The organism is Thermomicrobiales bacterium, from assembly GCA_023954495.1.
Taxonomy (GTDB): domain Bacteria; phylum Chloroflexota; class Chloroflexia; order Thermomicrobiales; family CFX8; genus JAMLIA01.
In genome coordinates this window covers 18,386-31,154 of sequence record JAMLIA010000034.1, presented here as the reverse complement: position 1 = coordinate 31,154, position 12,769 = coordinate 18,386, and the positions used below count along the sequence as shown (strand labels likewise).

The window sequence follows — 12,769 nt, the reverse complement described above, 5'->3', positions numbered from 1 at the left end:
CGATTTCCGTATCTCATTTCTGGCGCTCCAGCTTGGCGTCGGTCATACTTCTGTATCCACCTGCTGAAGAACGAAGGAGCTTCCCAACATGCCTATTTCAACCAACGAGCGACTTCAGATGATGCAAGCTGCCACGCAGGCGTGGGTCGATCTCCGGCAACTCCTCGACGAAATCCCCGATGCCGCCTTACGCATCCCGAATACAGTCGGTACCTGGCGTGGTCAGGATGTCGTGATTCACATTGCCAACTGGAATGAGGAAGCGGTCAACGTCCTGGAACGCTACGCCGCCGGGCAGAGTCCATCATGGCCGCTGCCGGAGGGCGTCGATGGCGACACCTGGAACGAAGAGCGGCTGGCCCCCTGGCGATCCGCCACTCCGGCGCAAGCACGCAAATACCTCAACGACACCTACGACCGGCTCATCCACAAGGCCGAAACCATGCGTGGCGTCAGGCCGCGCATCGTCCTCGGGGCGACTGTCTATCACTTCGGTGAACATATGGATGACTTGCGCAAGGTCAGAGACGCCGCCCACTAATCCGCAATCCGCGCCTATGCTCGGGATTCTAGCCGGGAGCGTCGCCATGGCCCAGAGGACACCCCGCGAGGACAGGATCCGGGTCCTGTCCGTACGGAAGATTCGCGCTCGCTCACCGAACGGTTGTAGAACGGCGCAAACTAACGAAGAGAGGGCCAGCGATCATGCCGGCCCTCAGTCATTCACCACTCGTTGTTTCGCTCGATCAGGCTGTCTTCTCGACCTCAATCGGGCGATCGTTGACGGTCATCAGCAGTGGTCGGGTGCGATTGTTGATGACGTCGCCATTGACGATGCACTTCCGCACGCCTTCCAGCGACGGAATTTCGTACATCACATCCAGCAGCACTTCCTCGATCGTCGTCCGCAGACCACGTGCGCCAGTCCGGCGCTCCTCCGCCTGCTTCGCCGCCGCGTCCAGCGCGTCGGCAGTGAAGACGAGCTCGACATCATCGAGCTGGAAGAACTTCTGGTACTGCCGCACCACTGCGTTCTTCGGCTCGACGAGGATGCGCATGAGATCATCGTGCGACAGGTGATCGAGCGACACCGCCACCGGCAGTCGACCCACGAACTCGGGGATCAGGCCGTATTTCAGCAGATCGTCGTGCGTCACCTGCGCCAGCAAGCCGTCCTGCTCGACCGAGGTGTCCTCCGGCTGGTCGCCGAATCCGATCTTTCGACCGACGCCGACCCGGCGGCTGACGACCTCTTCCAGCCCTTCGAACGCGCCACCGCAGATAAACAGGATGTTGCGTGTGTCGATCTGGATGTATTCCTGATGCGGGTGCTTGCGTCCGCTCTGCGGCGGGACGTTCGCAACCGTGCCCTCGATGATCTTCAGCAGCGCCTGCTGAACGCCTTCGCCGGAGACATCGCGCGTGATCGACGGGTTGTCCGACTTGCGGGCGATCTTGTCGATCTCGTCAATGTAGATGATGCCGGTCTGCGCGCGCTGCACATCCCCGGCAGCCTGGATCAGCCGCAGCAAAATGTTCTCGACATCCTCACCGACGTAGCCGGCCTCGGTCAGCGCAGTCGCGTCGGCGATCGAGAATGGCACATCAAGAATGCGCGCCAGCGTCTGCGCCAACAGCGTCTTGCCCGAGCCTGTCGGACCAACCATCAGGATGTTCGACTTCTGCAGCTCGACTTCGTCGTCGTCAAGCTGCGCAGAAACACGCTTGTAGTGGTTGTAGACCGCGACCGACAGAATCTTCTTGGCGCGATCCTGCCCGATGACGTACTGGTTCAGCTGCTCGTAGATCTTCTTCGGGATCGGAATCCGCGTGAAGGTCGGCTCCGGCTGTGCTGCCGGTTGTTCCTCTTCCTCGATGATCTCTCGGCAAAGCTGCACGCACTCATCACAGATATAGACCGCGCCCGGACCCGCGATCAGGCGGCGGACCTCCTCCTGGCCCTTACCACAGAATGAGCAACGGTAATGGACCCGTCCACCTCGTGACCCCGACATCGCAGTGTCCCCTTAACGATCTGATGAGCTTGGTGACGCGTTACCGTTCTGGCTCGCTCGCAATTCACGCAACGCCTGCAGCTTCGGAGAATCAAGCACGTGGTCAACGAGCCCATAGTCCTTGGCTTCTTCAGCCGACATGTACTTGTCGCGCTCCGTGTCGTGCTTCACCACATCGAACGGCTGACCCGTGTGCAGCGACATGATCTGGACCAGGCGATCGGTCAGGAACATGGTCTCGCGGGCGACGATCTCGATATCAGGGACGTTGCCGCGGAAACCTGCTGACCCCTGATGGATCAGGATGCGCGAGTTCGGCAGTGCGAACCGCTTGCCATGTGTCCCGGCTGCCAGCAACACAGCGCCCATGCTGGCCGTCAGGCCACAGGCATATGTTGCCACATCGCAGCGCAGCGACTGGATGGTGTCATAGATGAACAGACCGTGATACACGCTGCCACCCGGGCTGTCGATATACAGGCGGATATCCTGCTCTGGGTTCTCATAATCCAGGAAGATGAGTTGCGCCGAAATCAGGTTCGCGATCTGATCGTCAATCGGGGTGCCGAGAATGATGACCCGGTCACGCAGCAGCCGCGAGTAAATGTCATATGCGCGCTCGCCCCGATTCGTCGTCTCGACGACCATCGGCACGAGACTCTGCGGGTAAAAGATGTCGTCCATGACTTTGGTGTCCTTTCGCCGCCGACCACGACTGGTCGGCGGTGATTGTCTGTTGGTGGATGTATGCGGCTGCGCTTCGGCTCGGCCTATTCCTTCACCTCAGCGGCGTCTTCGTCAGCCGATTCCTCGGCCTCGTCATCTGCTGCCGCGTCGTCTGCTGGAGCTTCCGCCTCGTCAGCCTCGTCCGCGACTTCGACGACTTCGGCTTCCTCGGATTGCTCCGCGTCGACCCCTGATTCGTCAGCGTCAGCCGCAACCTCAGTGACCTCGACTGCCGCCTCCGGTGCCGCGAACTCAGCCTCAAGCGCCGCAGCGCCCGAGCCAGTCACCGCGCCGCGACCCTCAGTCGCGATGTCGATGACGCGCTCCGTTAGCTTGCGGTCGAATAGCTCGTTCTCGAGCAGCCCGCGGAAATACTCGGACTGATACAGCGACTCCAGCCGCTCGGGGTTCTCAGCGCCTGTAGCCAGCCGCTTGATCTCAGCGTTGATGTCGTCGTCAGAAACCTCGAAGTTCTCAGCCTTCGCGATCTCCTGCAGCACGACCGAGTTTCGGATTCGGCGCTCGGCGTTGGGCCGCATCTCGTCACGCAGATCATCTTCTGTCTGGTCGTTCGTCGTGAGGTAGTCATCAATGCCGATGCCCTGCTGAGCGAGGCGCGAGCGGAACTGCGTCAACTCGTCGTCCAGCTCCTTCTCGATCATGCTGGAGGGGACTTCGATCGTCGCCTTCTCAGCCATCGCGTTGATGACCTCGGTAGCAATCTCGCCGCGCGCTTCCATTGCCTTGTTACGCAGCAGGTCCTTTTCGACCTGCTCACGCAGCGCCGCGACGCTCTCGAAATCGCCGGCCTTGGCAGCCAGCTCGTCATCCAGCTCGGGCAGGATGCGCTCCTGCACATCTTTCAGCGTGATGACGTAGCGCAGCTCCTTGCCACGCAGGGCAGGGTTGACGCTCATGTCCTCGTCGTCGAACGCCAGCGAGAGCTCACCAGTCGTATTGGGCAGCATCATCTTGAGCGACTCGACCAGCGAATCGAACAGCGGCGTCTCGCCAATGACGAACTCCTGGTCTGTGGCCGGCTCCTGGAAGACCTCGTCGCCCTCGTAGACGTCCAGATCAATGATGACCTTGTCATCGTCGCGCGGGCTGCGCGGCTCGCTCACCGAGACCCATTCGGAGTTGGTCTTCTGCAACTGATCAAGGACCTGCTGCACCTCGTCCTCTTCGAGCTCCACTTCGCGTGGCTCGACACGGACGCTGGCGTAATCGCCCAGCTCGACGGTCGGGAAGACCTCGATCGTCACCTTGAAACCGATTGGCTCCTGCTGGAGGATACCGACCCGTGGATCACCGACCGGCACGAGCTCTTCCTGCTCAATCGCCCGACGATACAGGTCATCCATCATGTCGCGGCCGGCCTCGTCGACAATCGCGTCTCGGCCAACCATTTGCTCGACGATGGCACGCGGAGCACGACCCTTGCGGAACCCAGGGATAGAAATACCCTTGGAGACCTTTCGCAGGGTCTTTTCATATGCCTCTGCAAACTCGACATCGTCCGCGTAGATATCAAGCTCGACGGAACTCCCGGGAATGCGCTCGACGGTCACTCGCACTGGTCAAACTACCTTACATACGGCCTGCATCGCTGGGCCGGAGTATAGCAAATGGCCCCACATCCCCTCGGGATTTGGCCACACGCGGAGCCATCAGCCACGCATTGGTACAATCTCGATGACTCGCATTCGACGATTGCAGGAAGCGAAATGCCCCCAGAAGCCCCCTACGACCCTCGTATTCCAGTCTGGAACACGTATCGCAATCTCATTCTCGCGCTCGGCCACGACGTGCACCAGCGGTTGAGTGAGTCAACTTCGCTCTCCATCCACGGGCGCGATCTGCGCCCTGAGGACGAGGGCGTTGGCTTCCAGTTTCAATATATGCTGACCCACGAGCAAACTGACCAGCCGATCCACGCCGCGTTCTACGTCCTGCAGATGCAATTGAAGAAGCGCAAGACGAGCATCGGCTGGACGATCGACGCGATTCCCGTCCTCGAAAAGACGGCTGGGGAGTACGCGCTGGAGCAACGCCGCACGTTCGAGGTCTCACTGCATCAGCACGAACGCCTGCGCTCGGTCTTGCTCGACGACATCACCGCCGACGCGCGCGCCTTCTTTACCGACGTTCTTTCTGGTGCGCCGCGTTCGGTTGAAGCCGTCTCAGTACCGCACCGAGCCAATGAGTAGCACTGATCCCGGAGCAGACATGAACGAGCAGGCCTCCGGTCAGTGCGAAGACCGCGCGACGACCATCGACCGCCTGCGGTCGTGGGCGATCACCGAGTGCAAGCTTGTGCCCTGGGGGTCGAACTACACGTTCGCCGTTGTCCTTGCCGACCCGGAGGCGGGCGACTCCGCCGAGCCAATGCTGGGTATCTACAAGCCGCGCGCCGGTGAAACCCCACTCTGGGATTTCCCATCCGGCACGCTTTATCAACGCGAACTGGCGTCCTACCTGCTCTCGGTTGAACTGGGGTGGACCTTCATCCCGCCGACCGTCATTCGCGACGGCCCGCATGGCATCGGCACTGTCCAGCAATACGTCGAGCCGGAAACAGACTCGCACTACTTCGACTTCCGCGCCGAGCATCAGGACGAACTTCGCGTCATGGCGCTGTTCGACCTCGTCACCAACAACGCCGACCGTAAGGCCGGCCACTGCTTCCGCGACGTCCGTCAGCGCAAAATCTGGGGCATCGACCACGGCCTGACCTTTAATATGCAACCCAAGCTACGCACCGTCATCTGGGACTTCTGCGGCGAAGAGATCGCCCCGCTGCTCATCGCCGGACTCACCCGCATCCACGACGACCAGGCGATCACCGATCTCCTCGCGCCCCACATCGACCCATTGGAGGTACAGGCGCTCCGCATGCGCGCCGCTCACCTCATCGAAAGCGGCGTCTATCCCGAACTCTCATCCCGCCGCAATATCCCCTACGGTTGGTGATATTCGACCGTACGCCTACTCAATGATTGATTGACCCCGACTGTCGCCGTGCTACGATGCCGACGCGTTCATTGGTCTTATATTCTTGACGCGACCGCCGACAAGCGGTCTAAAGAGAAGCAGGCCGGTAATGCTTGCGGCCGGCCCATTCTCGAACGCCTTAGCGCGACGGCGCGCTCCATCGATTCGGGCGGGGAATGGTCTCTAATGAAGGAGGGAACATGGCAACCGAACCGATCACCAAGCAACACGTCTCCATTACGGTGAATGGCCAGAAGCGCGAGGCAGATGTTGAGCCTCGGCGCTTGCTCGTGCATTTCATCCGCGAGGACCTCGGTCTGACCGGCACGCACGTCGGCTGCGACACCAGCCAGTGTGGCGCATGCACGGTGATGATGGACGGCCTCGCTGTCAAGTCCTGCACGGTCCTTGCCGCGCAGGCGGATGGTGCCGAGATCACAACGATCGAGGGTCTGGCCAAGGATGGCGAGCTGCACCCGATCCAGGAAGGCTTCTGGGAAGAGCACGGGCTGCAGTGTGGTTTCTGCACGCCGGGCATGATCATGACGACAGTCGATCTGCTGCAGCGCAATCCCAATCCATCTGAGTCCGAGATTCGCCACGCAATCGACGGCAACATCTGCCGCTGCACCGGCTATCAGCACATCGTCAAGTCGATCCAGTACGCCGCGAACAAGATGGCGGGGCAGACATCCGGCGACGACTAGCCCGCGTCTCGTCTCCCAACTGTTCTTGTTGACCTGTCGTGTGTAGCAAGAGGAGGCGAACGTGGTCGCAGTCGAGCAACAACAGCCATATATCGGCAGGGCAATGAAGCGCAAGGAAGACCCTCGCTTCATCACCGGTCGCGGCAATTACATGGAAGACATCGTCCTGGCCAACATGACGCATGTCGCGATCGTGCGCAGTCCGTACGCGCACGCCACAATCCGTGGAATCGACACCAACGCCGCCAAGCAAATGCCCGGTGTCGTTGGTGTGTTCACTGGTGAGGATATCGAGCTCCCGCCACTCCCCTATGCCTGGCAGGCCGCTGGCGTAGAGAACAACATCAATACGCCCTATACGATCGCCAAGGGCGAGGCGCACTGGGTCGGCGACCCGGTCGCGGTCGTCGTTGCCGAGACCCTCGCACAGGCGCGCGATGCCGCCGACGCGATCGAGCTCGACCTCGTCGAGCTTCCCGGCGTGTCGGATGCCGAGAAGGCGGTCCAACCGGGCGCTCCACAACTCCACGAGAACGCGCCGAACAACATCGTCTTCTCGTGGAACTGCGGCAAGAAGGAGGAAACTGAGCAAGGGCTCCGCGATGCCGAGATCGTCATCAGGCAGAAGCTCCGCAATCAGCGCATGATCGCAACCCCAATGGAAAACCGCGGCGCAATCGCCCAGTACTCAGCCGGCACCGAAGAGTTCACGTTCTGGCTTTCCAGCCAGGCTCCGCATGTCCATCGTCTCGTGATGGCTGCGTTCATCCTCGGAGTGCCCGAGCAGAACATCCGCGTCATCGCGCCCGACCTTGGCGGCGGCTTCGGGGCGAAGATTTTCATGTACCAGGAGTACGTCCTGGTCGGCTGGCTGGCTCGCAAGCTGGGACGACCCGTCAAGTGGATCGAGACTCGCAGCGAAGCGAACGCCGCGACAGCACAAGGACGCGATCACATCACCGAACTGGAGATCGGCGCGACCCGCGACGGCAAGGTCACCGCGCTCCGCGTCCACACGCTCGCCAATCTCGGAGCATACCTCTCAACTGCGTCCGGCGGCATCCCGACGACGCTCTACGGCCGCATGCTCGCCGGTGTTTACAAGATTCCGGCGATTTACTGCGAGGTGCAGGGCGTCTTCACCAACACCGCCATGGTCGATGCCTACCGCGGTGCTGGTCGACCTGAGGCCGCATACGTTATCGAGCGGGTCATGGACCTCGTGGCCAACGAGATCGGCATGGACCCGGCGGAAGTCCGCCGCCGCAACTTCATCCAGCCGGAAGAATTCCCGTACGACACCGGCATCGGCATGCTGCCGTACGACTCCGGCGAATACGAGGCCGCGCTGGACAAAGCGCTCGCGATGATCGGCTACGACGACCTGCGTGCCGAGCAGCAGCGCCGCCGCGAATCCGGCGACAAGCGCCTGCTCGGCGTCGGCCTCTCGACCTACGTCGAGGTCTGCGGCATCGCGCCGACCAAATACATCACCAGCGAGGGCTGGGGCGCTGGCCTCTTCGAGAGCGCCAACGTCAAGGTGCACTTATCCGGCAAGGTCGTCGTGACAACCGGCTCGATGCCCCACGGTCAGGGCCACGAGACAACCTTCGCTCAGGTCGCCGCCGACAAGCTCGGCGTCCCGATCGAGGACGTCCAGCTGAAGTACGGCGACACCCTCGGCACACCGTTCGGATACGGTACCTACGGCAGCCGCTCCCTCACCGTCGGCGGCGAGGCCATCGTCCGCTCGACCAACAAGATCGTCGACAAGGCCCGCCGTCTGGCAGCCCACCTGCTGGAGGTCGACATCGAGGATATTGAATGGTCAAACGGCAAGGCTTCAGTCAAGGGCTCGCCGGATCAGGTCAAGACCATCCAGGAGCTGGCGCTCGCTGCGGCTGTCCCGGTCAACCTGCCGGACGGTATGGAGCCGTTCTTCGATGAGACAACCTACTACGATCCGCCGAACTGCACGTTCCCGTTCGGCACCCACATCGCCGTCGTCGAGATCGACACGACGACCGGCAAGTCCGAGCTCGTCCGCTACGTCGCCGTAGACGATGTTGGCAACATCGTCAATCCGCTGGTCGTCGCCGGACAGCTGCAGGGCGGGATCGTCCAGGGGCTCGGACAGGCGATGGTCGAAGGCGCGGTCTACGACGACAACGGCCAGCTCCTCACCAGTACGCTGATGGAATATGCTGTGCCACACGCCGATCAGTTCCCGATGTTCGAGCTCGACCACACTGTCACGCCGTCACCAGTCAACGAGCTGGGCGTCAAGGGAGCCGGGGAGGCCGGCACGATCGCGTCAACTCCGGCGTACGTCAACGCCGTCTGCGATGCGCTCTCGCCACTTGGCATTCATCACACAGATATGCCGCTGACTCCGCCCCGCATCTGGGCGGCGATTCAGAACGCGACAGCCGACCAGGCTTAGGGAGGAACAGTCATGTATCCACGACCGTTTGATTACAAGCGGGTATCGTCCGTCCAGGAGGCAGTCGACATCCTGCAGGCCAACCCGGAGGCCAAGATCCTTTCCGGTGGACACTCGCTGCTACCAGCGATGAAGCTGCGACTTGCCGCGCCAGAAGTGCTCGTCGACATCAGCAGGGTCGACGAGCTCAAGCAGATCTCGGCAGACGGTGGCCTGACCATCGGTGCCGGCGTCACCTACAACGACTTCCTGAACAATGACGCCGTCAAGGCGTACACCGCGCTCTACGAAGCCGTTGGGAAGGTCGGCGACGTACAGGTGCGAAATCGCGGCACCGTTGGTGGCGCAGCCGCGCACGCCGACCCTGCCGCCGACGCACCGGCAGCGCTGCTCGTCCTCGGCGCGACGCTCGTCGCCCAGGGGCCGAACGGCACCCGCGAGATCGGCGTCGATGACTTCTTCATCGACATCCTCACGACGGCACTCGAGCCGGATGAGGTTCTAACAGCGATCAAGCTTCCCGCCGCCAGTGGCGCATCAGCCTACGAGAAGTTCGCCCACCCGGCCTCCGGCTACGCCGTCTGCGGTGTCGCAGCCAGCATCGACGCCTCGACCGTCAAGGTCGCTGTCACCGGCGCGACATACAAGGCCGAGCGCCTGACCGGCGTTGAGGACGCGCTCGCCGGTGGCAACATCGACGCCGCCGCAATCGAAGCCGCCGTCGAGAACGTTGGCGACCAGGACTGGGCCGGCGACCACTTCGCCTCCGCCGAGTACCGCGCCCATCTCACCAAGGTGTACGCCAAGCGCGCGCTCATGCGGGCCGCCGGTCTCAGCTAACGGACCAGTCTTCGAAGGCCCGACCTGCACACGCGGGTCGGGCCTTCGTACTGTTTGCCCCCGCCCAGGAGCACACCGATGGGAATTGCTCAATCGGCGGCATCCTGCTTTATCCGTCATACGGAATAGTCAACCGCAGTGAATCTGCCAGGCGAGAGAACCGCTATTGATCCAGACGTAGGACAGCGCTGGCGCTGTCATCGCCGTGAGGCGACCGTCCCGCGCTGCGGATAAGGCAGGAACACTGCGTCATCGCCGCTTGTTACCGTCTGGTCGTCACCATCCCTCAACCGCTGCACCGCAACCAGGGAGTGATCTCCTCACGGCGATGGACATGCCTCGGCTAGTCCTGCGAAGGTGTCGGCGGCAGCTCGCCCGGGAGATTCACCACAGTTGACCATTGATTGGGCGGTCAATGTCAGACTGTCCGGCCGGCAGCCACTCGCTTCCCCTGTCATCTCGAACCGCAGTGAGAGATCTCCCACCCCCTGAACCAAGTCCATTGCAAGAGACATGGCGCATGAGTGCTTCCACGCCATGTACAGCACTCAATCCTCCGAGAGCACCCTCGCGCACCACAAACCATCACCACACATCCGTCGGCATCGGCACCAAACCCGCAGGCCATGCACCGTTTCGGCAAAATTGGCGACGCGAAACGTGTCAGAATGACGTAAATCGGGAATAGCGGAGTATACTAGAAGGCATTGTCTTTGATGGGCCGTTCTAGCTGCGCCCCAATCTCAGCGATTGGCGCCAGATCGCAGCTCGGCGGGGAGAGTGAGGAAGCGTTCGTTGTCGCAGGTTACAGCTCAGCCGATCCCGTCACTGGAGTCGGTTGAAGAAGTTCAGGAAGCACTCGCGTCGCAGAAGTACATCGCCGACACCAGCCTGTCGACGGCGATCTACCTCGCGCTCCGCCTCCCCAAGCCACTGCTGCTCGAGGGTGAAGCCGGAGTCGGCAAGACCGAGATCGCCAAGGTCCTTGCTGCGATTCTCCAGACTGATCTGATTCGTCTACAGTGCTACGAAGGTCTGGATGTCTCGCACGCAGTTTACGAGTGGAATTACCCACGCCAGATGCTCGCCATCCGTGCCGCCGAGGCGTCGGAAGAGAGCCGCGACGCGGCCATGGCCGAGATCTTCAGCGAAGACTATCTGATCAAGCGCCCACTGCTGCAGGCCATTGAGCATCGTGGTAAGGCGCCGGTCCTCCTGATCGACGAGATCGACCGCGCCGATGAAGAGTTCGAGGCGTTCCTGCTGGAGCTGCTCTCCGACTTCCAGGTCACGGTCCCCGAGCTTGGCACAATGACCGCCGAGCACCCGCCGATCGTCATCATCACCTCGAACCGCACCCGTGAGCTGCACGACGCTCTCAAGCGCCGCTGCCTTTATCACTGGGTCGATTACCCGACGGTTGACAAGGAATACCGTATCGTCACCTCCAAGGTGCCGGGCATCAACGATCGACTCGCACTCCAGATCTCGCACTTCGTGCACGACCTGCGGCAGGTGGATCTGTACAAGCTCCCGGGAGTCGCCGAGACACTCGACTGGGGCGCTGCCCTCATGGCCCTCTCGCAGCGCGAGCTGTCGTCTGAGGTCGCGTCGGCAACCCTCGGTGCGATCCTGAAGCATCAGGAGGATGTGCAGTCCGTGCGCAAGAACAAGCTTGACGAACTGGTTTCGGCAGCGGCGAGCAATGACTAGCGCAGCACCCGCCCGCGACGGAAGCGTTCAGGAGCCGGGCCAGCTGCTTCTGCGCCGGTCACTCCGGTTCGGTCGCCTGCTGCGCGCTAACGGCATCAAGGTCACCCCGTCGCAGGTGATGGACTTTGTCAACGCCACCAATTACGTCGGTATTAACAACCGCCGCCTGTTCAAGGACGCCGCCGAAGCCTGCCTCGTGACCAAAGGTGAGGATCGCGAGACGTTCTCGATCCTTTTCGACGCGTACTGGCGCTCGAAGCGCGCGGCAAACGATCAGGATCAGCAGATCTTCAAGCCGTCCGACGACTCCTCAATGGAGCCGATCGAAGGTCTTGATGACGCTGAAACTGAGGACGGCGACGGCCAGTCCGAGTTCGGCGAAGGCATGGAAGGCCTCGCGGTCGACGACGATTCCGATGCCGGCGATCTCGCCGACGCGGATGACAGCGACCTCGAGTCCGTCCTGACCTACAGCGGCTCGGAGGCGCTGCGCACCAAGGATTTCTCCGAATTCACCCAGGAGGAGTTGGAGCAGGCTCGCATCCTGATGAAGCGCCTCAAGTGGGAGATCGGCATGCGCAAGTCGCGCCGCAAGGTCGCCACCCCCAAGGGTCGCTACATCGACGCACGCCGAACCATGCGCCGATCGCTGCAGACCGCCGGTGTGCCACTGCGCATCTCCGAGCGCAAGGTCAAGATGAAGCCGCGTTCGCTCGTCGTCATCTGCGACATCTCCGGATCGATGGACCGCTACTCGCGGCTGCTCTTGCAGTTCATCCACACGATTGAGAACGACATGGCCCGCGTCGAAGCATTCGTCTTCGGCACGCGCCTGACGCGCATCACCCGGGTCCTCAAGAAGCGACCGATCGACGAAGCCATCACCCGCGTCTCCAAGGAGGTCCAGGACTGGGCCGGCGGTACGCGGATCGGCGAGTCAATCCAGTCGTTCAATCAGGAGTGGGCGCGGCGCGTTCTGCGAAACGGCGCAGTTGTCCTCATCATCTCCGACGGTTGGGACCGCGGCGATCCCGCGCTCCTCGGCAACGAGATGATGCGGTTGCAGCGCTCCTGCTACCGGCTGGTGTGGCTCAACCCGCTGCTCGGGTCGCCACGCTACCAGCCGCTCACCCGTGGGATGCAGGCGGCTCTGCCGTTCATCGACGACTTCCTGCCGGTCCACAATATGGAGAGTCTGGAGCTGCTCGCGCAGCACCTCTCTGACATCGGCGAGTATCGACCAGTTCGCCGCCAGGCACCACTGGAGTTCGTCCAGCAACGTATGGCGTCGGTCTAGTCATCACAACGACAACCACGGCGGTGCACCATTG

General features: G+C 61.9%; 11 protein-coding genes. 8 read left to right on the top strand and 3 right to left on the bottom strand.

Features of this window, described 5'->3' with window-relative positions; all coding sequences use genetic code 11:
- The first annotated feature begins 88 nt into the window (after positions 1-88).
- Complete coding sequence (locus M9890_08495) at positions 89-541, top strand: ClbS/DfsB family four-helix bundle protein (protein MCO5176990.1); 453 nt, start codon at positions 89-91, stop codon at positions 539-541.
- A gap of 205 nt (positions 542-746) precedes the next feature.
- On the opposite strand, the gene clpX is transcribed toward M9890_08495, so the two are convergent.
- From clpX to tig, 3 genes are all read right to left on the bottom strand, one after another.
- Positions 747-2,015, bottom strand: a complete 1,269-nt coding sequence (gene clpX, locus M9890_08490; protein ID MCO5176989.1) for an ATP-dependent Clp protease ATP-binding subunit ClpX — start codon at positions 2,013-2,015, stop codon at positions 747-749.
- A gap of 12 nt (positions 2,016-2,027) precedes the next feature.
- Positions 2,028-2,699 carry an ATP-dependent Clp protease proteolytic subunit gene (locus tag M9890_08485; GenBank protein MCO5176988.1) on the bottom strand — a complete coding sequence of 224 codons (672 nt, stop codon included), beginning with the start codon at positions 2,697-2,699 and terminating at the stop codon, positions 2,028-2,030.
- Between the two features lie 86 nt (positions 2,700-2,785).
- Positions 2,786-4,318, bottom strand: a complete 1,533-nt coding sequence (tig, locus tag M9890_08480; GenBank protein ID MCO5176987.1) for a trigger factor — start codon at positions 4,316-4,318, stop codon at positions 2,786-2,788.
- 150 nt (positions 4,319-4,468) lie between these two features.
- On the opposite strand from tig, the gene M9890_08475 reads away from it, so the two are divergent.
- The 7 genes from M9890_08475 to M9890_08445 all read left to right on the top strand — a co-directional run bounded on the left by M9890_08475 (position 4,469) and on the right by M9890_08445 (position 12,735).
- Positions 4,469-4,951, top strand: coding sequence for a hypothetical protein (locus M9890_08475; GenBank protein ID MCO5176986.1), 483 nt, complete (start codon positions 4,469-4,471; stop codon positions 4,949-4,951).
- A gap of 19 nt (positions 4,952-4,970) precedes the next feature.
- Positions 4,971-5,714, top strand: a complete 744-nt coding sequence (locus M9890_08470; GenBank protein MCO5176985.1) for an SCO1664 family protein — start codon at positions 4,971-4,973, stop codon at positions 5,712-5,714.
- 236 nt (positions 5,715-5,950) lie between these two features.
- Complete coding sequence (locus tag M9890_08465; protein ID MCO5176984.1) at positions 5,951-6,442, top strand: (2Fe-2S)-binding protein; 492 nt, start codon at positions 5,951-5,953, stop codon at positions 6,440-6,442.
- A gap of 61 nt (positions 6,443-6,503) precedes the next feature.
- Entirely contained in the window at positions 6,504-8,885 is a 2,382-nt protein-coding gene (locus M9890_08460) for a xanthine dehydrogenase family protein molybdopterin-binding subunit (GenBank protein ID MCO5176983.1), read from the top strand.
- 12 nt (positions 8,886-8,897) lie between these two features.
- A complete protein-coding gene (locus tag M9890_08455; GenBank protein ID MCO5176982.1) occupies positions 8,898-9,725 on the top strand; it encodes a xanthine dehydrogenase family protein subunit M in 828 nt (275 codons plus the stop codon).
- A 795-nt stretch (positions 9,726-10,520) separates the two neighbouring features.
- Positions 10,521-11,438 (top strand): MoxR family ATPase, encoded by a 918-nt coding sequence (locus M9890_08450; GenBank protein MCO5176981.1) that lies wholly within the window; start codon positions 10,521-10,523, stop codon positions 11,436-11,438.
- Positions 11,431-12,735 (top strand): VWA domain-containing protein, encoded by a 1,305-nt coding sequence (locus tag M9890_08445; GenBank protein ID MCO5176980.1) that lies wholly within the window; start codon positions 11,431-11,433, stop codon positions 12,733-12,735. Before M9890_08450 ends, M9890_08445 begins: the two co-directional genes overlap by 8 nt.
- Positions 12,736-12,769 lie beyond the last annotated feature (34 nt).